The following is a 23272-nucleotide window of genomic DNA, read 5'->3' as shown; positions in this document are numbered from 1 at the left end:
TCCTTAGTATCGCATCGTCAATTTCAGGACCGCCCGCCGTTCGAACACATTGCGGCCGGGGTAGCCGCCCCACTCGCCATGCCGTGCATGCAGCAGGTTCTGTCCGGCGAGCGCGACGTCAATATGCTGGCTGGCTTTCCAGACCAGGTTCGTATCCAGCTCATGATACGACGGAACATGGGGTTTAGGCATGCTGCCGTTGTAACGTAATGTCCAGTCGAACTGGATGCGTTCGCCAATTTCGTGGGAAGAACGCAACTGCCAGTAGCTGTGCGGGTCGTTGATCAGGATGCCGATGCTGCTGGCGTCCTTGCTGCCTGGCTTGAGCCTGGTGTCGATGTCCTGCACCACCAAGCCGGCATTCAGGCGCCAGCGCAGCATCGGTTGCCAGCGCGCCCACAGTTCGATGCCGCGCGTGCGCCCTTCGGCCAGGTTGCGGAATTCGAAGATGCCGCGGTAAGGTTCGGCCGTGGCGTTCGGCTCCAGGGTGCGCAGCTTGTCGTAATCGGCGTACCAGGCCGTGGCCGAGTATGACCAGTTCTGCCCCGGCTGCGCCCGGTAGCCCAGTTCCAGCACCTTGGCCACCTCCGATTCGAACTCGGGGCTGGCGCCGACTGCGAAACGCGGCACGCCGCCGATCATGACCGGCGTGGGCGGCTGCACGAAGTCGCGGTCGGCGCGCGCCGGCGCCCGTACCGTGCGCGACAGCGCGCCCCAGACCGTTTGCCTGGCATCCGGGCTCCACGCGAGGCGCAGCGTGGGCAGCACTTCGGAGCCTGTGTAGGTGTTGTGCTCCACCTTCACGCCGGCGGTGGCGCGCAGGTTCGGCGACAACGCCGCCTCGTCCTGTGCGAACAGGTTCCCCCAATGCATATTGCGCTCGTAGGGCCAGAAGCCGAAGTTCGGCCCGGGCGTATTGTCGTCGCGCGAATGGCGATAGCCGCCGCCCCACGACAGCTTGTGGAGGCCGAAGCGCACGTCGTGCTGGCCTTCCAGCTCCACCGTATCGAGCCGGTCGACGTAGGCGTTGGGCTGGTTGCGTTCCGTGTGGTCCAGCACGAACTGCAGGCGCAGCGCACTGTCTTCGCCCAGCTGGCGCATGTAGCGCGCCACCAGGTTGGCGCCGGACAGGCGGATATCGCGCGTGCCGAGCTGGCCCAGGTTGGCCTGGTAGGCGTCGCCCGACACGGCGAAGCTGCCTTGCTCCAGTCCCCAGTCGGCGCGGAAGCCGGCCTGGCGGCGCTGCATGCCGGTGTAGGTATTGAGGCCGGTTTCGGTCTCGGTGTCTTCGGAAGCCATGGCTTGCGCGTAGGCGCGGTAGTAGCCATTGTGCGGCAGGCGCCCGCCGAAGCGCAGGCTGGCGTCGCCCTCCCCACTCGACGCGGCGACCGACAGCAGCGTGCCCTGGCTGTCCTTCGCACTGCGCGTGATGATGTTGATCACGCCGTTGACGGCGTTCACGCCCCAGATGGTGGCGCCGGGGCCGCTGATCACCTCAATGCGTTCGATGTCTTCCATGACCACCGACTGGGCGTCCCAGAACACGGCGGAGAAGAATGGCGAGTAGACGCTGCGGCCGTCGATCAGCACCAGCAGCTTGTTGGCGAACGCGCCGTTGAAACCGCGCGCGCTGATCGCATAGTTGCGCGCGTCGATGCGCGCCACTTGCAGGTTTGGCGCCAGGCGCAGTGCTTCCGGCAGCGAGCGCACGCCGCTGCGGCGGATATCGGTGGCGCTGATGACGAACAATGAAGCGGCGGCCTTGCTTAGCCTTTCTTCCTGCCGCGAGACCGAGGTGACCACAATTTCATTCAGTTGTTCCAGCGTGAGGTCGGCGATGTCGCCATCGGCCAGGCCCGTAGCGCGCGCGCCGGGCGCCAGGGACAGTACGGCCAGCAACAGCAAGGGAGTGGAATTCCTGTACATGGCGAAGAGGAAAATTGTCGTAGGGAATTATAGACACAACTATCCGGCGCACGATTCGCTGTGACCATATTGGCAACAGCATGTGCTTGTAAATTTGACAGGGGCGCCCAATATGGGCCGGACCGCACAGACAGGAGAAGCCATGTTCCCGAAACCACCCCGGCCCGAACCGCCGCGCAAGGCAGTCGCCATGCAGGTCGTCCAGCAGCGCGTCACCGGCGCCGTCGATACCACGACGATCGTCGTGCCGACGCCGGCACCGCCGGCGCCCCTGCCGGCGGTGCCAGACGACGCGCCGGCCGGTCAGGGCCGTGGCATCCAGCCGATATAGGCTGCGTGCAGGCTTTGGATATAAAGGCGGTCCTGGCTTTCCAGAACTGCCGTGGCTTCCGGGTAGGCGCCGGAAGGATCCTGCAGGTCGGCCAGCACCTTGCCTTCTTCGCTGAAGGCGAACACGTGGCCATAGGCTTTCGGCACCGGCCACAGGACGCGCGGCAAGCGCAGCGTGAGCTTGCGCATGAAGGGCTTTTGCGCCAGCTTGTCGATGGTCGGGTTGCGCGGCTTGACCAGGCCGGCCCAGATCTTGCCGTCACGCCCGCGCATCAGGTTGTCGGGATAGCCTGGCAGGTTGTCCAGCAGGACTTCGCGCTTGCCGCTTTGCGCGTCGATTTTCCAGATGCGATAGCGGCCTGTCTCGCTGACGAACAGGGTGCGCCCGTCTTCCGACAGTGCGATGCCGTTGGCGAACGAAAAACCGCCGGCAAGCACGCGCGTACTGCCCTTCGATGGGTCGTAGGCCAGCACGCGGCCGGTTGCCGACTGTTCGAGGATATCCAGCACGCTGGCCTCGAACGTGCCGCCCCACTCGGCGGGCGCAAAGCGGGTCGAGGCGTCGGTGAAGTAGATCATGCCGCTGGGCGCCACCACGACGCCATCGGCATAGCGGATTGGATCGCCTTGCGCGACTTGCGCGGCCAGCACGGTGGCCTTGCCGTCCGGGGCAATCGCCAGCAGGCCTTTCATCGCGTCGGCTGCAATCAGGCGCCCGCCGGCGTCGAAGTCGAAGCCAAGCACCCGTCCGCCGGTACTGGCGAAGACTTCGCGCTGGCTGCCATCAGGCGCCATGCGCAGGATTTTCCCGCTGGCGACGGCGGCGTACAGCTTGCCGTCCGGTCCCATGGCCAGGTGCTCAGGGCCTTGCTCGGTTCCGATGTCGATTTTCTGCAGGCCGGCGAGCCTCGTGTTTGGCGCATGCGCGCCAAGGTATCCCGGGGCCTGTTGTGGCGTCCACGAAACCGGTTCAGCGGGCACTGGCCACAGCAGCAGGTAGGCCAGTAACCCAGCCAGCGTCAGGCCGGCGCCGGCCGCGATCTTGTGTCCCTTCGAGCTTTCCAAGAATGTCTCCCCATAACAATGATGGCAGACATTTTAACTAATTGGCCCTGCGCGAACCGCGGCTGCATTTTCCCCGCGTGTGGCTTCCGCCGGCCGCTGGTGCCGCGCCGCGCTTCACAGCAGCCTCGTGATGCGCAAGGCCATGTAGGGACGGCCTGGCAGCGCGATGCTGCGGCCGTCCTTGTCGGCAAAGCTGTAGTTGTCGCGTTTCCGGATTTCGAACGTGCCTTCCACCGGCGTGACCAGCATGTTCCAGGTATCGATCACTTCGGCCTTGAACTTCATGCCATCCGCCAGGCCTGGCTTGGCCAGCACGAAAGGCCAGGCAACAGGCGCCTGGCGGCCGAAATAACCCAGGTAGTACTGGCCAGGCTTGCCGGCAAACGGATACTCCTGCCATTTGTCGATCGGCTCCAGCCCTTCGGCCGGGCTGCCGGAAAAGATCTTGCGGAAGAACGCCAGCCGCGGCGGACTTTCACCGCGCATGGTCCCGCCCTTGCCCAGCCAGGACATGTCGCCAGGGTCCTTGAAGATTTCGCCATGACCGACATAAGTGCCCGCAATCGCCCCCATCCAGAATCGCAGCACCATTTCCTGCCCGGACAACTGCCCCCAGCGGCGCTCGATATTGCCCTCGTATTTCACCTCGTCGTAGACCACGGGCTTCGAGTACACGTCGCGCAGCAGCACGGCGCGCTCGAAGTCCTCCGCAATGGCGCCGCTTTGCACGCTGACGTGCGTTACCCAAGGCTTGGTGTGGTTGTACAGCAGCACGGCATTGTGGATCGAGCGGAGGTGCCGGTAGGGATCGCGCTGCTGGACGATTTCGAAGTAGCGGTCCCACTCCGGCATCTGCTTCTTCACCAGGTAGTCGAACTCATTCGCCATCGACCACCAGACGTTGCGGTAGGAAGCCAGCCGCGCGACCACATAACGCAGGTAGCGCTCATTGACTTCGGCCGGCATCTGGTCGAAGCCCCAGAAGCCCTTGTCATAGGGATGGAACAGGATGACGTCAGCCTCGATGCCGAGAGCACGCAAGTCGCCGATGCGCTGCTCCAGGTGGCGGAAGAATTCGGGATTGAAGCGCGTGAAGTCCCACTCTTTCGGCGGCGTGCCTTCGAAGGGGAAGCGCGGCGGCTGGTGCCGGACGTCCTGGTTCGGAAATACCAGCATGCGGATCTTGTTGAACGGCCCCGCCGCCAGGGTCGCCAGGGTCTGGCGCTCGATGGATTCCGGCTGGTGGGTCCAGCCGTAACTGGTGGTGCCGACTTGCCAGAACGGCGTGCCGTCCTCATAGCCGAAATGATGCACGCCCTTCACCCGCACCGGACCGTGGTTGCCGGGTTTCGCAGCCATGACCGTGAAGCTGCCGCGCCTGCCGTCAAGCGTTGTGCGATTGCTGTGGGTTTCGTACTCCCATTCGCCGGCGGCATCGGGCATGAAGCGTACTTTGTACTGGCCATCGCCGTCGTAAAAGCCGTCCACCGTCATCTGGCGCGCGCCCTGGCGGAAGGTGGCTGAAATTTCCACCTCGGTGAAGGGATTGCCGTCGCGCGGCCCGCTCAGCGAAATTTCCTTGCTGCCCCAGCGCTCGACCGGACCAGCATCCTGCGCCTGCGCCCCCGCAGCGGCGAACAGGGCCGCCACCAGCAGCACAAGCATCTTCTTCATGCGTTCAGCTCCGTGTTGATGGTTTTCCCGGCTATCCGTACATTGGCAAGCCTGATGCGCCTGGCGTTGAAAACAAACCAGGGATCGGCGGCATTGCGCGGCGTGCCGAAATCGGCATCGGTGATGGAGATATCGCGCAGCGGCAGCACAGGCGTGCCGGGCGGCCCGTTATAGCTGCCCGCTACAGGGCCCAGCACCACCATGACCTGGTTGCAGGAGTAGGCCCCGTCCGGGCCTTGCACGTTGCTGGCGCGGATGCCGCTGAGGTGGACGTCGGACACCCTGGGCGGCCGGCTGCGCACGATATCGTCCGCGGGAGCGTAGTCGCAGTCGATGGTCAGCACCGCGCCGCCGCCGGTCGATGGCAGCTTGCCGCCCAGGCTGTTGCCCGGCAGGGGCTTGTAGGGCCGTGGCGTGGTCTGTACGCCATTTGGCAGCGTGATGTTGCGCACGTGAAGGTGGCGCAGGTAGCCGCCGCGGTTCATATTGGTCTTCAGGCGGATCGCGGTCCACAGCGGGTCGCTGGCCCAGTGCGCGTTGCGGAACTCGATGTCCTGCGCATAGATATGCTCGATGCCGGCCGACATTTCGCTGCCCAGCGTGATGCCGCCATGGCCGCTGTTCATCACGCAATCCTGGATCAGCATATTGCGTGTCGGGCCGTATTGGGTGTCGCGGTTCTTGCCGGATTTGATGGCGATGCAATCGTCGCCAGTATTGAATTCGCAGCCTTCGACCAGCACCGTGTCGCAGGCCTCCGGGTCGATGCCGTCGGAGTTGGGACCGATGCTGTCCATGCGCACGCGCTTGATGTGCACGTTGCGCGAGTTGAGCGGATGGTGGATCCACATCGGCGTGTTGACGACCATATAGCCTTGCATCAGCACATTGGTGCAGTCGACGAACTGGATCATCGAAGGACGCAGGAAATGGCCAAGGCCGAATACCCGCTTTTCCGGCGCAACGCCGGCTTCGGAAAGCGCCGGCAACAGGCTTGCGTCCGCGCGCCAGCCCTCGCCCGCTCCCTGTATCCGGGCCCGCGCCGCGGCATCGAGCTGGGGCGCCACTTGCGCCAGCGAAGCCGGATTGGCCGGGTTCGGAACGGACTGGTGCACGGCGCCGGGCAAGGCGCCTTTCGGGTTCATGCCCCACCAGCAGTTGCCGCCGCCGTCTTCGAAAGGAACGCCGGCCTGGCCGTTCAGGATGCTGCTCCAGTCTTCGCCGGTGAGGGCGATGTTCTGCTGGCCGCGCGCATAGACCATGGGGCTGAAGTTCAGGCAGTCGTTGCCTTGCCAGCGCGTGAGCACCAGCTTGCCGTTGCCGCCGCAGTCATAGTCGCCATCGCGCGCAAAATCGGCAGGGTTGGCGCTGAACAGGATATGCGCGCCGGCCTGCAGGTGGACGTGAACGTTCGACAGCAGCGTGATCGGGCCTTTCAGGTACCAGTTCCCCGCCGGGATGACGACACGGCCGCCGCCCGCCTTGTGCGCAGCTGCGATGGCCGCCCTGAAGGCAGGGTGGCTGTCATGCGATCCCGGCGCCTGCGTCTCCAGTTCGCCCTTGGCGCGGATAGTGGGATAGCCGTGTACCTTCGCCAGTTCGCAGGGCCTGGCGCCGAAGTCGCTCACCAGGTAGTCGCGCTGGGGGAAGCGGAGCGGCACGGCAAAGCGGTGCCGGATATCCTGCGCCCGCGACCAAGGATTGGACGCCGCCACGGCCGATGCGGCGCTGGCAAAACCGAGCGCGCCCGCGGCGGCGGCGCCTTGCAGCAGCCTGCGGCGGCGCGCTGAATGCTGGACATTTTTACTCATGGCTGAGGGTTCCATCCTTTCCCGTTTGCGTATTGGGCGAAGACCTTGGCGCGGCTGTCATAACGGGCGGCGTCGGCGGGCGCCAGCACGCGCCCTGCTGCGCGCTGCGAAAGGTCGAGCGGCCTGCCCGCCAGGTCGGTGCTGCCGCCCTCTTCCCAGCCCTTGCCGGCGCGCGGCTTGCCATGCCAGCCTGCGGCATTGACGTGCGGCCCGATGCTGCAATTGATAAAGCGCACATTGTCCCAGGCCGTGGCCACGCCCGGCCGCGCCAGGAAGGTTGCAGCGGGCGGCACATCGTTGCCGGCCGGCCCCGGTCCATGCGTCAGGCGGCTGTTCAGGAAGACGAAGCCGGGATCGTCTTCAGCCACAGTGCGCGCTTGCACCAGGTAGCCGCCGCTCGAGGGGTTGACGCTGTCGCCTACCGAGCGGATCTCGGATTCTTCGAACAGGGCGGCACGGTTATAGCCCCACACAAAGTCCACGTTGCCCGCCACCAGGCTGCGGTAGAACCAGGCGTAGCCCTTGACCTGGATCGTATCCTGCTCGCTGAGGAAATCGGCCTCGTTGGCGACCAGGCGCCCTTCGCTGTTGAAGTTGAGCGCTTCCGCCTGCGCCCCAATGGTCTTGCTGCGCCATGTCGTGTTGACCACTGTCAGCCTGTCGAGGCGCAGCAGGTCCGCATCCTCGACCAGGAACACTGAACGGCCGCCGCCGGCCCAGGGTGCCAGCGGCAACTGGCCGTTGCCGCTGCCAGGATTGACGCCGTCGCTGTTCTCGCCTGCGATGATGGCGCCATGGCGGCTGTCACCACGCAACGTGACATTGTCCTTGCCGCGCAGGTAAAGCAGGCCGTCGTGCTTGGCGTTGGCGAGGTTGATGGTAACCGGGGTCGCGCGCGGGATGTTCTGCATGGCGTGGTCCAGCGCGCCCTGCACGGTACGGAAGTCGGCCTTGCCTGCCGGCGCCACGCGCAGCGCCGTGCCCTGCGGGGCGCGGTCGCGGGTGCGGAAGGTCCAGCCGGCCGGCTTCGCGATGCCTTCGAACGGGACCTTGCCCAGTGCCGCGCCCGTGAACACCTTGCCGTCCACCAGCACGTAGTAGTCGGTGCCGTATGCCAGCTTGCCGTCATGTGGACGGATCGTGGCAGTAGCTCCATCGAGCGTGATCGCCTTGTAGCGGACGACGCGCTTCACGCCGTCCCGGCTGGCGCCGATTTCGTCCAGTTCCAGGCCGGGGCGGATGACGTCGACCGTCACATTGTCTTTGGCGCGGACGATGCGGACCGAACCGCTGTCGCCGAGAGCCGGCGCCTGGTCGAAACGAAGCTGCAGCCGCGTGTCGACCGGGACGTCGCGCTCACCGGCCGCCGGCGAAGCTCTGCCCGTAGCCAGTGCGCCGCTGCGCGAAGAGGCTGCAAACGCCGCCCCCACGCGGACCGCCAGCGTCGCTGCCACGTTCGGATCTTCCGCACTGGCGAGCGTGACTGCCGCAAAGCCGGCGCTGCGGGGCGCCAGCACGAGCTCATCGCCGTCCACGCTGGCATCAAGCACCGAGGCATCGCTCGAGCTGGCGGCAAAGCGCAGGGCACGAAGGCCGCCGCGGCTCGCGGCGCGTACCGCAAAGCGCTGGGGCGGATCACCGGCCTGCAAGGCAAGCTGCTTGTGCCGATGGGCCAGGCCGATGCTGGCCGGCGGCTGCGCCATGCTTCCCGCACGCAAGCCATCGATCTCGAACCGGCCGCCCTGCGCCAGCACGCCGATGCGCGGCGGCAGCGAATTGGCTTCGTCGACACCGATCAGGCGCGTGCCGTTCAGGTAGGCAGTAAGCGCCGCACCGTCGACGTCGACGCGGATCGTGTAGAACGCCTCGCCTGCATCCGGCTCGATGCGCACCTGCTTCAGGAATTTCGGCTGGCCGTCGATCATGCGGAGAATATTGACCGCCATCCTGCCGCCCGGTGCGGCTTCCAGGCCGAAGCCAAGCCAGTTACGGTCGTCGGCGTAGCGCGCAATGACGTAGCCGCTGCGTTTCGCGTCGGTCGCCGCCGATCCCGGCGCAGGCCTCAGGCGCGCCTCGACATAGTAGGAAGCGCTGGTCGCCGCCGCGGTTTCCGCAGCCGGCACCAGCGCCGCGGCAGCCGTCGGCGCGGCAGGCGAAACCAGCCAGGGTTCGCCGCGGCACCACGCCGCTCCGCCGGCGCAAGCAGCCCCTTCGCCAACGCGCACCAGCCGCACAGCCATGTAGGGCCGTCCCGGAAGTGCAATGCTGCGCCCGTCCTTGTCGGCGAAGTTGTACGTATCGCGCTTGCGCATTTCAAACACTCCCGGCACCGGCGAGACGGTCATGTTCCAGGTATCGATCACCTCCGCCCGCAATCTCGTGCCTTCGGCAAGTCCCTTGTTGTGCAGGACCACCGGCCAGGAAACCGGCGCCTCGCGGCCGAAGTAGCCAAGGTAGTACTGCCCCTGCCGCCCGGCGAACGGGAAGCCCTGCCATTTGTCGATTGGCTCCAGGCCCTGCGCCGGGCTTTCCGCCAGGATCTTGCGGAAGAACTCCAGCCGTGCCGGGCTCTGGCCACGCAGCACGCCGCCCTTGGCCCACCACACCACCTCGTCCGGCGAAGTGTAGGTTTCGCTGTGTCCGACGTAGGTGCCGGCAATCGCCCCTTCCCAGAAGCGCAGCACCATTTCCTGCGGCGTCAGGTTGCCCCAGCGCTGAGGGAAGTTGCCCTCGTATTTGACTTCGTCGTACACCACCGGCTTGTTGTAGACATCGCGCAACAGCACCGCACGTTCGTAATCCGTGGCCAGCGAACCGCTTTGCACGCTGACATGCGTCACCCAGGGCTTGCTATGGTTATAGAACTCGAATGCATTGTGGATGGAGCGCAGGTGCTGGTAGGGATCGCTCGCCTGCACGAGGTGGAAGTAGCGATCCCAGTCCGCCATCGACTTCGACTTGATGAAATCGAACTCGTTGGCCATCGACCACCACACGTTGCGGTAGGCCGCCAGGCGCGCCACGATGTAGCGCAGATAGCGCTCATTGGCCTCCTGCGGCATGGCGTCGAAGCCCCAATGCCCCTTGTCGTAAGGGTGGAACAGGATGATGTCCGCTTCGATCCCGAGATCGCGCAACTGTCCGACACGCTGCTCCAGATTGCGGAAGAAGGCCGGATTGAAGCGGCTGAAATCCCACTGCGAGGGCGCCTTGCCCTCGAATGGATACAGCGGCGGCTCGTTCTTGTTGAATTCATAGCGCTTGGGGAAAACGCCCATGCGCAGCTTGTTGAACGGCGCCATAGCCAGCGTGCGCAAGGTCTGCTCCTGCAAGGCCGCCGGCTGGTTGGTCCAGGAATAGGACGTGGTGCCGACCTGCCAGAACGGCGTTCCATCGGCATAGGCGAAATGCCAGGTGTTGTGCACGCGCACCGGCCCGCGGTTGCCCGGCCTCGGCGCCACCACCTGGATCTTGCCCGTCTTGCCGGACAAGGCGTCCCGGTTGCTGCGCGTTTCATACTCCCAGGTGCCGACGCTGTCCGGCATGAAACGGACCTTGTACCTGCCGTCGCCGTCGTAAAAGCCTGCCACGGGGACGCTGCGGCCCCCTTGCCTGAACGTGGCCGCCAGTTGCACGTCCAGGAAAGGGTTGCCGTCGCGGGGCCCGGCCAGCTCGATCTCGGCCGTGCCCCACTGTTCCACAGGATCGGCTTGCGCCGCTGCCGACAGCAGCAGGACGCAGGCCAGCAACAGGCAACGCAGCAGCATCTTAGAACTTGAACTCCACCGAGAAGCGATACACACGGCCCAGCATGTCGGCCATCGAGGTCACGTAACCGCCGCTATAAGTGCTGTTGGAGGTCAGTGGCGGCCATTCCTCGGTCAGGTTGTTGACGCCGAAGCTGAGGGTCGTGTTCTTGAAGCCAGTGTAGTTCACGTTCAGGTTGTACTGCTTGTAGGCCTCCACTTCAGTCAGGGTGGAACCGGCACGCGGGGTGACGTCGGTCACGCTCGAGTTATAGCGCTGCGACAGCGTGCTGGCCCAGGCGCCGTTGGTGTAGGTCACCGAGGCGGTATGCTTCCAGCGCGGGTTGATCTGCGGCAGGCCGGCCAGGCCAGCGTTCGGACCCGAGCCGCCGTAGCGGCCATCGTTGGTGATGATGCCCACGTTGCTCAGCCAAGCACCGTTTTTCTCGGACTGGAACTCATACTTGTCCATATAAGTGCCGTCCAGTTTCGCGTCGAAGGTGCCGAAGCTGGTTTTCGGGAAGCGGTAGCTGGCCGACAGGTCCAGGCCGCGGATGCGGGTCTGGCCGCGGTTGGCCTGGCTCGCCACGATGTGGTCGATGGTGCCGTCCGCATTACGCACGAAGTTCACGTCGTACTTGGCTGGATTCTGCTGAATCTCGGCGATGGTCACCGCGCCCAGCACGTCGCGCAGCTTCAGGCCCCAGTAGTCGACGGTGATCGACAGGTCTTTCACCGGCTCGAGTGCGAAGCCGAGCGAGAAACCGCGCGATTTTTCCGGTTTCAGGAAATCGTTGTTCGGCGACTTGGTCCAGTAGTTGGTGGCGACGTTACACACCTGGTCATAGGTGTAGCCGGCCTTTGGCGTGCCGGTGCCCGCCACCAGCGGCTGCGGGCTTGGGCACAGGACCGGATCGTCCATCACCTGGTTGCGCACTTCCGGCGTCGGGTTCTGGATGTCGATGATCGACGGCGCGCGGAAGCCGGTATTCACGTTGCCGCGCAGGACCAGCTGCTGGAACGGCTGCCAGCGTGCGGCCAGCTTGGGGTTGACGGTGGTTTGCTTCAGGTCGTAGTAACGGTCGGCGCGCACCGCTGCATTCAGCAGGAACTTGTCGGTAATCGGCGCATCGGCCTCCATCAGCAGCGAAGCGATGGTACGGTGGATCTTCTTGGCGACGCCTTGCGGGGTCTCGCCCACCAGGTCCGATTGCACCACGTTGCCTGCCGCATCGATGTTGTAGCTGCCGTCGGCTTTCTTCAGCACGTAGTCCAGCGGCGCATTGAAGGTCTGCGCGCCGTCGCGGCGCAACTCGCCCGAAACGGCCAGGGTCAGCGGGCCGCCCTTCAGGTCCCACACGCCCTTGGACAGGGTCACGTCGACACTCTGGTTGAAGGCCTTGTTAAGGCGATAGGTATAGTCGTCCGCCTGGATGCTTTGCAGGTAAGCCAGGCCGGCCGCGTCCTGCAGGCCGAACGGGTTCAGGGTGCCGTTATTGAAGCCTTCCTGCGCCTTGGTGTACGAGATATAGCCTGCGCCGGCACGCGTGTCGCGCTTCGACTCACCGTAATTCAGGCCGGCGCGGTAGTCCCAGCCCAGCACCTCGCCTTCGGCGGTCAGCACGATGCGGTCGTTGGTCTGTTCGTCGTTACGGTATGCCGGGCCAAGTTCGGCAGGACCCCACTGGAAGTAGATGGTCCGGTTGTTCATGTTCAGGTTACTGACCGTGCCCGGCGTCTTGGCCGGGTCGATGAACATGGTCGGCGTGTTGCTGCCGGTATTGCTGCCCACCACCTGAACGGCCGGCGTGATGCCCTTGCCCGGATAGTATTTGCTGGAAGCCGGCAGCGAATATGTGGTGAACGGGTTGGTCGATCCCGGCGCCTGCATGCCGCGGTATTTCTGGACCGTGAACTCCGAGTGCAGGATGTCCAGGTCCACCTTGTGGCCGCCCGGCAGGTTCATGCTGGCGCGGCCGCTGATGTTGGTGATCTCGCTGCCGTCGGTCACCGCATTCCAGTACAGCGGATTACGGGCGCAGCCCGGCGCATACACTGGCGGCGTGGCGGTGCTGTTGTTGCCCAGGGTCGGTGTGGCGTACGGCGACAGGCAGCCGGTGGCGAAAGTCGGGTTGTAGTTCGAGTTGGCGTTGCGCGCGAAGCCGAAGTTGGCGGCCGGGGTCGCGTTGCGGGCGTCCGGCGTGATGCCCAGGCCCAGCGTGCGCAGGATGGCAGGGTCGTGCTGCTCCGGGCGGTCGCTCTGGAACAGCGCATCCTTCTTCTGGTGGTCGATCGCAATATAGGCGTTCCAGCCGTCGCGCGACAGGTTGCCGGCGCCCAGGATCATGCCGAAGCTCTTCGTATCGGCGCCGCCCTTTTCCGTCGGCGCGTATTCGGCCTTGACCGAAGCGCCTTCGAAGCCGCGCTTGGTGATGAAGTTCTGCACGCCGCCGATGGCGTCCGCGCCGTAGATCGACGCGGCGCCGCCGTTCAGGGTTTCCACGCGGTCCAGCGCCATGCGCGGCATCACGTTGACCGAGACATACTGGTCCTGCAAAGGCTCGTTGGCCAGGCGGCGGCCGTTCAGCAGCGTCAGGGTGCGCATCGGCCCCAGGCCGCGCAGGTTGATGATCGGCCCGGCCGCGCCGCTATTGGTGCCCAGCGACAGCGACTGCGGCATTTCCAGCACCAGGTCTTTCAACTCGGTGTTGCCGCGCGCCTGGAGTTCGCTGGACTTGATGGTGACCAGCGGGGTGGCGCCCTCATTGGCTACACGGCGGATCAGGGAGCCGGTCACCACCACCGAAGCCACCGGCTCTTCCGCCGGGGCCGCGGTCTGTGCGGCTGCCTGGTTCGCCATCTGAAGAACGGCCGCTGCTACGGCTGCTGCCAGCACGGCGCGTTTGGTTTGAGGGCCTGCAACGTAATTCATGAGTCTCCTCCAGTTGTATGATCAAATTGGTTTGATCGATTTTCGATTTTGGTATAACCACAGACTAAAGTGGTTAGGCCAATTTCACAAGAAGAAATTGCAAGCTTGTGCAAAAAAGCCACTATTGGCCAGTCCAGATTGTTGTTTTGGCCTGACCACATTAGAATTGCGCACATGGAGACCAGACTATATAGACAGGTGGCGGACAAGATCCAGGCGATGATCGCCACCGAGGGATATGGAAGCGGCGATCGCCTCCCGTCGGAGCGCGAACTTTCGGCCAAGCTGGAGGTGAGCCGGGCGTCCCTGCGCGAAGGGTTGATTGCGCTGGAGCTGGGCGGGGTGATCGAGGTGCGCAGCAATTCCGGCGTCTATATATGCGACCGTCCAGGGCACGCGCCCGCCCTGCCCGAAGCCGGCCCGGGACCGTTTGAAGTGCTGTCGGCGCGGCGCGTGATCGAGGCCGAGATTGCCGCCATCGCCGCGCAAGTGGCCACCGACCGTGCGATCGACGCCATCCTCTTCGCGGTGGAAGCCATGGAGCGCGACCACGACGACGTGGCCACCAATGAACAGGCTGACCGCAACTTTCACATGGCGATTGCCAATGCCACCGGCAACAGCGCGCTGGTGGGCGTGATGAACCACCTGTGGGACCAGCGCGGCCACCTGTGGCACAAGCTCAAGGAACACTTCCAGACCGAAGAACTGCGCAAGGAAACCCTGGGCGATCACCGCGCCATCCTGCAGGCCATCGCCAGCCACGACCCGGGCGCCGCCCGCAAGGCCATGCGGGTGCACCTTGGCCGCGTGACACGCACTTTCTCTGCTTAGGAGACTTGATTTGAACGCACCACGACAACTACGCCGCCGCAAACTGCTGCAAGCCGGCGCCGCCGCCCTGCTCGCACCGCAATGGCTGCCCGCGCTGGCGGCCTCCCCGCCCAGCCGCGCCAATGCCTGGCGCCGTGCCGACGCCATCGCCGCTGCACTGCGCGCTCCCGTCAGTTTCCGCAACGAGGATTTCCTGGTCACGGATTTTGGCGCCAGGCCTTGCGGTACCAAGACGGTCAAGGCCTGGGTTACCCACGACGACCAGGAGCTGGTCCCGACCCAGGCCGACGACGCCCATGACTGCTACGCAGGCTTCAAGGCGGCCATCGACGCCTGCGCTGCCGCCGGCGGCGGACGGGTCGTCATTCCCAAAGGGCACTGGTACTGCGCCGGCCCGCTGGTGCTGCGCTCCAACGTCCACGTCCACCTGCAAGCCGGAGCCCATATCCTGTTCTCGCAGTACCCCGACGATTACGCCCGCCACGGCGACTTCGACTGCGACGCAAACGGCAAGCTGGTGCTCTCGCGCTGGCAAAGCAACGATTGCCTGAACTACTCGCCCATGGTGTACGCCGTCAACGCCAGGAATATCGCGCTGACCGGCGAAGACTGGACGTCGAAACTGGACGGCCAGGGCGGCGTCGCCTTCAACGAAGCCGGCGATTGCTGGTGGTCCTGGAAGGGCCGCAACCGCACCATGAATGCGGTCTCTCAGACCACGGCGCCCGGCTACAAGGAAGGCCAGCCGACGCAAGTGGTCCCCAACCCGCTCAACAAGCCGCTGGCGGAAATCGCCCCGGGCCTGAACGCCGCCCAGCGCAAGCTGATCGAAGGCGAAGGCGACAAATGGCGCAGCGACGAGCGCTACCTGCCTGCCTTGTCCGAAGCAGGCCTGCCGGTTGAACAGCGCGTGTTCGGCAAAGGCCACTACCTGCGCCCGCCGATGATCCACTTCATCAACTGCAGCAACGTCCTGCTGCAGGGCTACCATGTGCAGAACACCCCTTTCTGGCAGCACCACCCGGTCAACTGCCGCAACCTAGTGATCCGCAAGGTCCACGCCGAAAGCCGCGGCCCGAACAGCGACGGCTTCGATCCTGAAGCCTGCGACCATGTGCTGGTGGAAGACTGCGTCTTCGATTCCGGCGACGACTGCATTGCCATCAAGGCCGGCAAGAACCGCGACGTCCAGTACGGCCCGACGCGCAATATCGTGATCCAGGGCTGCACCATGCACAGCGGCCACGGCGCCGTGACGCTGGGCTCCGAAATGGCCGGCGGCATCGAGCACGTCTACGCCCGCGACCTGGTATTCGAGAACGTGCACTGGGAGACCGATCCGCTGAATATCGCCATCCGGCTCAAGACCAATATGAACCGCGGCGGCTACCTGCGCCACTTCTACGTGAAGAATGTGAAGATCCCGAATGGCGTCCAGCTCAGCCCTTCGCACTACGCCCTGCTGCCCGGGTCGCCGATCGACACCAGGGGGCTGGCCACCGCCGCCGGCGCCGTCGTTTCCTTCGACTGCGACTACCAGCCAGGCGCCGACAGCGTTCGCATCCGGCCGCCCGAGGTCTCCGATGTACACATCGAGAACCTCACCGTCGGCAACGTGACCAAAGGCGGCACCTCCGGCTCCTGCTACCAGGCCATTGCGATCCTCGGCCCCGTCGCCAGCGATTACAACGGCCCGCAGCCCGCACCGCCTGTGCTGCCGGTACGCCGGGTCACCATCAGCAACTGCGACTTCGGCAACCCGGTCAATGCTGCGCAGCCGGTCTGGCTGTATAACGTGGCCGGCCTCGCGCTGGAAAACGTCAGGATCGGCGGCAAGGTCCTTAAGGCTACCCTAAGCGCCTGATTGGACAAGCAGCGCGATCGCCAGTATGCTGTCGCGAATGATGATGGACAGCATACTGGCGCGCATCCAGGCCACGGCCCCGTCGCGCGATACATCCCTGCTGCAGGAACTGGTCGGCACTGTACGTCCCCGCCATGCAAATGACCTGCAACAGGCTACCAACCGCCTGCGCGCCCTGGCGCACCTGCTTGCTACGCGGCCAGAGTGGGCGCAAGCCCTGCGCGAATACCTGGCCGAAGTAATCGGACAGCGCAAGCTGGTGCACCTGCTCACCGATACCGGCGTGTTGCAGAACCAGGGCTTCTTCGGCGAGCTATGGCGCCGCCTGAATCACAAATGGCTGCCGCCGACCGTCAACGACGCCTACCTGAAAGACGTCTTCGGCCAGATCTTCAATCGCCAGGATGACTACAAGTGGGTCAACGGCGTCGAACCCACGGTCTGGCTGGACTTGCTCAATACGCTCCAGTTGCCGCAGCATGGCTGGCTGCAGGGGCAGGCGCTGAGTGAACTGCTGGAAGCCATCCAGGTGCTCTCCTACCGCATCAGCGCCATCGGCCTGGAGCCTGAACTGGTGCGCGTCCATCCGGACATCGAACGCTTCGAATCGCCCTTCCTGCGCCAGAATGCCGAAGTGGTGCAGCTGACCGAAGCCTGGCGCGCCCGCCTGGTCGACGCCCAGGCCGCAGTGCCGGATGCCCGCCACCTCGACGTGCTTCTCAGCCAGTGCGAAGAAATCATCGGCCGTGCGCGCAAGGCGGCATCGGTGCAAGGGGTGTCGGTCAGCCTGACCCGTCTGTTCCTGCGCCTGACGCAAAGCATCGGCCGCCTGCGCATCCTGCTGGACCTGCTGGAAGCGCCCTCCTTGCAGGAATCCCTGCCCAGCGCGCTCGGCCTGTTCCAGCAACTGGTGGAAGCCGACAATCGTAAACTGAGCCTGACCGACCTGTTCCAGACCAATACCGAGTTGCTGGCCTTGCAGGTGACGGAGCACGCCGGGCGTTCGGGCGAACATTATGTCGCCAGCACGCGCGCCGAATGGCTGTCCATGATGCGCTCCGCCGCCGGCGCGGGATTCATCGTCGGCTTCATGGCGACGCTCAAGATATTGATGGCCCGCCTGCTGCTTGCCCCGATCGGCTACGCCGCGCTGTATAGCCTGAACTACTCGCTCGGCTTCATGCTGATCCACGTGCTGCACTTCACGGTGGCCACCAAGCAGCCGGCAATGACGGCGGCGCGCATCGCCGCTGCAATCGACGAAGGCCAGAAGAAGCTCGATGAACTGGCCGAGCTGGTGGTCAGGGTGCTGCGCTCGCAATTCGTGGCGATCGTCGGCAATGTGGCGCTTGCCATGCCCACCGCCTTCGCCATCGCCGTGGGATGGCAGGCGGCATTCGGCCAGCACCTGGCCGGCGCGGAAAAGGCCCAGCACCTGCTGCACGATATCGACCCGCTGCATAGCCTGGCCTTGCCGCATGCGGCAATTGCCGGCGTGTGCCTGTTCCTGGCCGGACTGATCTCTGGCTACTACGACAACAAGGCGGCTTATAACGATATCGCCGCGCGCCTACGGCAGCTGCACTGGTTGCGCTGGCTGCTGGGCGAAAAGCGGCTGGGGCGCGTCACCGATTACATCGGCCGCAACCTTGGCGCACTTGCAGGTAATTTCTTCTTCGGCATCATGCTCGGTACGATCGGCACCATCGGATACGTGCTGGGACTGCCGATCGACATCCGCCATGTGACCTTCTCGAGCGCCAATTTCGCTTTCGCGCTGGTTGGACTGGACTACCAGCTCAGCACCGAGCAATGGCTGCTGTCGCTGTCGGGCATTGTGCTGATCGCGCTGACCAACCTGGCGGTCAGCTTCTCGCTGGCCCTGATGGTTGCGTTGCGTTCGCGCCGCGTCAGTTTCGGCCGCGGCCGGGCCCTGGCCGGCATGGTATGGCAGCGCTTCCGCCAGGCGCCGCGCAGCTTTTTCCTGCCGCCGCCCGAAACGTCCTGAAGCCGTTCGTGAACCAGCTCACCGCTTCCGTTGATGGCTTCACGCACACGGCTACAGGCAATCCTGACCGAGGGCCGGGTGCGGGCGGCAAAACTTGATATGAAGCCTTGCCGCGTGCTACAGTGCAGCACTACGCTCCGGCATGCCCGATCCCGCCTGCCGCCGCCCTGATATCCGCTGCACCCCACTCTTGTGCGCTAGCTTCACCATGAAACTGCATGCGCACGCCCACATCTTCCCTTATCCTGAATGCCCACTGCATTGATTTCGTCTACGGCGGTGTATATGCCTGGGCCTATCTTGCCATGGCAGGGGTAGCCGATCCCGAGATCATTGCCATTTTGCGCACACCCTTCGACCGCTGGGGCGATGCCCATCCCAGTATTGCCGACGTTGCCGAGCGGGCGATGCGCACAGTGGGAATCCAGCGCCCAGTCGAGGCCTACAACTGTACAATGCCATGACCAGCTTACAACTTGCCCATCCGAAGGAAGAAGCAACTTGGCTCAAATTCGGCAACCAAGAAGGCCCACCGTTCGCCGCATGCTGTTTGCACTCGTGCTGGCATGCGCCCTCCCCGCGGCCCTGGGCTTCGGCCTGCTGATCCAGCACTTCTATACCCGCGAACGGGCCCAGGTCGAGCGCGATTCCCTGTTCGTCGTGCGCTCGATGATGCAGGCGGTCGACCGCGATCTCGACCTCGGCATCACTGCGGCCAGGGCGCTGGCCATGTCGGCGGAACTCGACCAGGGCGACCTGGCCGGCTTTCACCGCAAAGCGGTCAATATCGTCAATGCCGGCTTTCCCGGTTCGAACATCGTGCTCAGCACGCGCGACTCGGTCCAGCTCCTCAACACGCTGCTCCCCTTCGGCCAGCAGATTCCCGACCCCGGCAGCCGCGAACGTATCCAGCGCGTGTTCGAAACGGGGCAAGTCGTGGTGTCGGACGTATTTATTGGCGGCGTTACCGGCAAGCCCCTGGTCGCGGTCCATGTGCCGGTCATACGGGGCGGCCAGGTCGTCTATTGCCTTTCGGTTGGCTACCAGCCCGGCAACCTGGGGCGCGTCCTCGCTTCCGGAACCCTGCCCAGGGATCGGGTGCTTGCCATTTTCGACCGTAAAGGCGTGATCATTGCACGCACCCACGAACCGGAGCGCTTTGTCGGCAAGCCCGGCTCGGACGCCCTGGTCAAGCGGCTGGGCGAGACCGATGAAGCCGTGTTCGAGTCCACGACGCTGGAGGGCATCCCGGTGTACACGATTTTCACCCGCTCCAGCCGCAGCGGCTGGGCCGTCGCGGTCGGCGTGCCGCGCGCCACCATCTTGCAGGAGCTGCTGGCCTCCGTCACCTGGCTTACCTGGATCGTGCTGGCGCTCCTGCTGGCGGGCTTCGGCCTGGCCTGGTTCATCAGCGGCAAGATCCGGCAGCTTGAAAGCCTGATCCACGAACGCACCGACCAGCTCGAGGACGCCAACGTGCGCATCAGCACTGTTGTCGACAGCGTCGGGGAAGGCATCGTCACCATCGACGAGCAAGGCCGGATCGAAACCTTCAACCGTGCGGCCAGCGAAATCTTCGGCTACTCAGCGCAAGAAGCCGTCGGCGCCGGCATCCAGATGCTGATGCCGGAGCCGATACGCGCCGCGCACCAGCATGGCATGCGGCGATTCCTGTCGGGCGGCGATCCGCACGTGATCGGCAAAGGCGCCGTCGAACTGCCCGCATTGCGCAAGGACGGCACCCAGTTCACCGTTGAACTGACCATCAGCGCCATCCGCGACGAAGGCAAATATCGTTTCGTCGGCGTCCTGCGCGACGTGACGGAGCTGAAGAAGTCGCAGGAAGCCTTGCGCGAGGCGGTCAAGGAAGCGCAGGCAGCCAATGCGGCCAAGAGTTCCTTCCTCGCCAACATGAGCCACGAACTGCGCACGCCGATGAATGCCGTGCTGGGGATGGCGCATCTGATGACCACCACCCCGTTGTCGCTGGAGCAGCGGCGCTACCTGACGATGCTGCGCACTTCGGGGCAGTCCCTGCTGGCACTGCTGAACGACATCCTCGACTTCTCCAAGATCGAAGCCGGCAAGGTCCAGCTCAATACGACCCGCTTCGAACTTGACGCGGTACTGCACGCGGTATCCACCATCATGAGCGTGAACGCCGGCGAGAAGGAGCTGGAACTGGCCATCGGCGTCGAACCGGACGTTCCGCGCATGCTGCTCGGCGATCCCCTGCGCCTGCAACAGGTGCTGGTCAACCTCACCAGCAATGCCATCAAGTTCACGGCAAGGGGTGAAGTCAGCCTGAAGGTCGAATGCGCGGAGTGCGACGAGCAGCGCTCCGTCATGCGCTTTATCGTGTGCGATACCGGTATCGGCATCTCGGCGGAACAAAAGGCCAACCTGTTTGCGCCCTTTGCCCAGGCCGACGAATCCGTCACCCGCAAATTTGGCGGCACCGGGCTCGGGCTGGTGATCTGCCAGCGCCTGGTCGAACTGCAAGGCGGCAGCATCGCGCTTGAAAGCCGGCCGGGCGAAGGCAGCACCTTCACCGTCACCCTGCCCTTCGGCGCCGTACCGGCCGGCCAGCAGCAGGCGCCAAGCGGCGCGGGCGCACGGCCGCTGCGCGTGCTGGTGCTGGACGACCACTTCACCAGCCGCGTCTACCTGTCCAAGACGCTGCAAGCCTGGGGCTGGGGCGTCGACGTTGCCTCCTCCGGGGCAGAGGTGGAGAAGATGCTCGCCCTCGCCGCCCAGCGCAACTTGCCTTATGACGTGATACTCGCCGATTGGAGCGTGCCCGGCGAAGACCAGCGTTATATCGAATCGCTGCGCCATGCGCAAGGACCGGCAGTTCCCGTGATACTCATGGTGAGCGCCTACGAGCGCAGCAAAATGCTCGAAGACGATGCCGATCGAGAAGGCCTGCTCACCAAGCCGATTACCGCGTCCGCCCTGTACGATACCGTGCACGAGGTGCTGGACAAGGCCGACCTGCATGAGGTGCAGGCGGATGCAGCGCCGGCCTTGCGCATCAGCGGCCGCCTGCTGCTGGTGGAAGACAACGCGATGAACCAGCTTGTCGCAGTCGGCATCCTGGAGCGCGCCGGCGCTACCATCGATGTCACCGGCAACGGCGAGGAAGCGGTGCGCATCCTGCGCGCCTCGCCCGAGGCCTACCGCCTGGTCCTGATGGACGTGCAGATGCCGGTCATGGACGGTTACACGGCGACCCGCATCATCCGCCAGGAACTGGGCCTGAAGCTGCCTATCGTGGCGATGACGGCAGGCGTCATGGAATCCGAACGCGCCGATTGCCTGGCGGCGGGAATGGACGACTTCATTCCCAAGCCGCTCGATATCGACGAGATGATGCAAACGCTGGAACGCTACCTGCCGCCTTAAACCCTCAGGATGCCGCGGAAGCCGCGCGCCGCGTAATACGACTCGGCGCCATTGTGGTACAGGAAGACGTGGCCGTAGCGCCGGTCGCAGAACAGGGCGCCACCCTGCTTGCGGATGTCGGCCGGCGTCTGCACCCAGCTTGAACTCTTGCGGTCGAATTCACCCAGCGTTTGCAGGTGGCGGTACTCGGCCTCGGTCAGCAGCGTGATGCCGATCGCCTTGGCCGCTTCCAGCGCGCTGCCGGAAGGCTTGTTTTCCTTGCGGCCATCCAGTGCGGCCCGGTCGAAACACAGGCTGCGCCGCCCTGCCGGGCTTTCCGGCGAACAGTCGCAGAACACCACTTCACCCGTCGCGGCGTCGACGCCCACGACATCGGGCTCGCCGCCGGTACGTTCCATTTCCTCGAGTACGCGAAGCTTGCCTGGATGCGCATCCAGGCGTGCCTGCACTGCGTTCCATGCCAGTTCCTGGTGGCGCTCCATGTTCTTGAGGAAGCGCTGCTCGAGGAGTTCGCTCAACTGATGGGATGTCTTCATCTTGAAACCTCGATCAAAGTCTCATATCAATCCTGCATGGCCCGCACCAGTTTCGTCATACCTGCGAAGCCTGTCCTTGGTCTAGCATTGTGCCACCAAAAATAGCGAAAGAGGATGATGAAGAAGATTGGTGCGCTGCTTGCCTTGCTCCTTGCAATCGCGACGCCTGCCGGAGCCGGGGAATTTGCCAAGGGAGCCGACATCGGCTGGCTCCAGCAAATGGAAGCCACCGGCTACAAGTTCCATGACGAGCAGGGCAAGCAGGAAGACGCCTTGCAGATCCTCAAGGACCACGGCATCAATACGGTGCGACTGCGCACCTGGGTCAATCCTTCGGACGACAGGACGAATGGCCACAACAGCAAGGACGAAACCGTGGCCATGGCCGTTCGCGCGCAGAAGATGGGCATGCGGGTGATGATCAACTTCCATTACAGCGATAGCTGGGCCGATCCGTCGAAGCAGAACAAGCCCGCTGCCTGGGCAGGCCACGACTTCCCGCGCCTGCTGGAAGACGTCTACAGCTATACCTATGAGGTCATGTCCGCCCTGCAGGCGGCTGGCGTCGCGCCGGAATGGGTGCAGGTTGGGAATGAAACGCCGGGAGGGATGATTTATCCCGAAGGCAGCACCAGGAACTGGCCGCAACTGGCGCAACTGATCAACAAGGGCTACGATGCCATCAAGGCCGTCAGCCCTGTATCCAAGGTGATCCTGCACCTGGACCGCGGCAATGACAGCAAGCGTTTCAGGACCTGGTTCGACAATGCAAGGGCCAATGGCGCACGCTACGACGTGATCGGCATGTCGTACTACCCCTACTGGTTGCCCGGCAAGCCGGATTATAAACAGTCGATCGACGCCCTTGCCCGCAATATGAACGACATGGCCGCGCGCTACGGCAAGGAGGTCATGATCGTGGAGGTGGGCGGCGAAGACAAACGCCCGCAAAACACGTATGAGATGCTGGTCGCCGTGCAGCGCAAGGTCAAGGCGGTACCCAACCAGAAGGGCTTGGGCGTGATCTACTGGGAACCATTGGGCGCGCGCAGCTGGAGCAACTACCCGCTCAGCGCCTGGGGCGACGACGGCAGGCCGACCAGGGCGATGCAAGCCTTCCTGGCCGAAGAACGCTGACGCC

The 23272-nt window shown here is 64.5% G+C and carries 14 protein-coding genes; 7 read left to right on the top strand and 7 right to left on the bottom strand.

The features are described from left to right. Positions 1 to 3: 3 nt before the first annotated feature. Positions 4 to 1926, bottom strand: coding sequence for a TonB-dependent receptor plug domain-containing protein (locus tag ACN9MY_RS13035; RefSeq protein WP_426337449.1), 1923 nt, complete (start codon positions 1924 to 1926; stop codon positions 4 to 6). Between the two features lie 82 nt (positions 1927 to 2008). Here ACN9MY_RS13035 and ACN9MY_RS13030 point away from each other — a divergent pair, with 82 nt between their 5' ends. Next, positions 2009 to 2257, top strand: coding sequence for a hypothetical protein (locus ACN9MY_RS13030; RefSeq protein WP_426337448.1), 249 nt, complete (start codon positions 2009 to 2011; stop codon positions 2255 to 2257). On the opposite strand, the gene ACN9MY_RS13025 is transcribed toward ACN9MY_RS13030, so the two are convergent. From ACN9MY_RS13025 to ACN9MY_RS13005, 5 genes are all read right to left on the bottom strand, one after another. Continuing rightward, the gene (locus ACN9MY_RS13025) at positions 2230 to 3321 is read right to left on the bottom strand and encodes an SMP-30/gluconolactonase/LRE family protein (protein ID WP_426337447.1); all 1092 of its coding nucleotides are present in this window, start codon (positions 3319 to 3321) and stop codon (positions 2230 to 2232) included. The genes ACN9MY_RS13030 and ACN9MY_RS13025 overlap by 28 nt on opposite strands. Before the next feature lie 114 nt (positions 3322 to 3435). Continuing rightward, complete coding sequence (locus ACN9MY_RS13020; protein WP_426337446.1) at positions 3436 to 4995, bottom strand: DUF5060 domain-containing protein; 1560 nt, start codon at positions 4993 to 4995, stop codon at positions 3436 to 3438. Next, positions 4992 to 6806, bottom strand: a complete 1815-nt coding sequence (locus ACN9MY_RS13015) for a glycoside hydrolase family 28 protein (RefSeq protein WP_426337445.1) — start codon at positions 6804 to 6806, stop codon at positions 4992 to 4994. Before ACN9MY_RS13015 ends, ACN9MY_RS13020 begins: the two co-directional genes overlap by 4 nt. Further along, entirely contained in the window at positions 6803 to 10573 is a 3771-nt protein-coding gene (locus ACN9MY_RS13010; protein ID WP_426337444.1) for a pectinesterase family protein, read from the bottom strand. The genes ACN9MY_RS13015 and ACN9MY_RS13010 overlap by 4 nt, the downstream gene beginning before the upstream one ends. A 1-nt stretch (position 10574) precedes the next feature. Then, positions 10575 to 13484: a TonB-dependent receptor domain-containing protein gene (locus tag ACN9MY_RS13005; RefSeq protein WP_426337443.1), complete on the bottom strand. Its 2910-nt coding sequence runs from the start codon at positions 13482 to 13484 to the stop codon at positions 10575 to 10577. 174 nt (positions 13485 to 13658) lie between these two features. Between ACN9MY_RS13005 and ACN9MY_RS13000 the strand changes: the two genes are divergently transcribed. From ACN9MY_RS13000 to ACN9MY_RS12980, 5 genes are all read left to right on the top strand, one after another. Further along, complete coding sequence (locus ACN9MY_RS13000; RefSeq protein ID WP_426337442.1) at positions 13659 to 14318, top strand: FadR/GntR family transcriptional regulator; 660 nt, start codon at positions 13659 to 13661, stop codon at positions 14316 to 14318. 10 nt (positions 14319 to 14328) lie between these two features. Continuing rightward, positions 14329 to 16182 carry a glycoside hydrolase family 28 protein gene (locus ACN9MY_RS12995; RefSeq protein ID WP_426171187.1) on the top strand — a complete coding sequence of 618 codons (1854 nt, stop codon included), beginning with the start codon at positions 14329 to 14331 and terminating at the stop codon, positions 16180 to 16182. A 25-nt stretch (positions 16183 to 16207) separates the two neighbouring features. Then, positions 16208 to 18190: a site-specific recombinase gene (locus ACN9MY_RS12990; protein WP_426337441.1), complete on the top strand. Its 1983-nt coding sequence runs from the start codon at positions 16208 to 16210 to the stop codon at positions 18188 to 18190. 218 nt (positions 18191 to 18408) lie between these two features. Further along, positions 18409 to 18654: a hypothetical protein gene (locus tag ACN9MY_RS12985; RefSeq protein WP_426171183.1), complete on the top strand. Its 246-nt coding sequence runs from the start codon at positions 18409 to 18411 to the stop codon at positions 18652 to 18654. 79 nt (positions 18655 to 18733) lie between these two features. Continuing rightward, on the top strand, positions 18734 to 21595 hold the full coding sequence (locus tag ACN9MY_RS12980; protein ID WP_426322839.1) for a response regulator: 2862 nt from the start codon (positions 18734 to 18736) through the stop codon (positions 21593 to 21595). On the opposite strand, the gene ACN9MY_RS12975 is transcribed toward ACN9MY_RS12980, so the two are convergent. Then, positions 21592 to 22131, bottom strand: a complete 540-nt coding sequence (locus ACN9MY_RS12975; RefSeq protein ID WP_426322837.1) for a DUF4256 domain-containing protein — start codon at positions 22129 to 22131, stop codon at positions 21592 to 21594. The two genes, ACN9MY_RS12980 and ACN9MY_RS12975, sit on opposite strands and share 4 nt — an antisense overlap. Before the next feature lie 114 nt (positions 22132 to 22245). On the opposite strand from ACN9MY_RS12975, the gene ACN9MY_RS12970 reads away from it, so the two are divergent. Further along, positions 22246 to 23268 (top strand): glycoside hydrolase family 53 protein, encoded by a 1023-nt coding sequence (locus ACN9MY_RS12970; RefSeq protein ID WP_426322835.1) that lies wholly within the window; start codon positions 22246 to 22248, stop codon positions 23266 to 23268. The last annotated feature ends 4 nt before the right edge of the window (positions 23269 to 23272 follow it).

Origin of the sequence: Pseudoduganella sp. R-31 (assembly GCF_049913235.1) — a bacterium.
In the GTDB taxonomy this organism is placed as follows: domain Bacteria; phylum Pseudomonadota; class Gammaproteobacteria; order Burkholderiales; family Burkholderiaceae_D; genus Rugamonas.
This window is presented reverse-complemented; position numbering and strand designations above follow the sequence as displayed.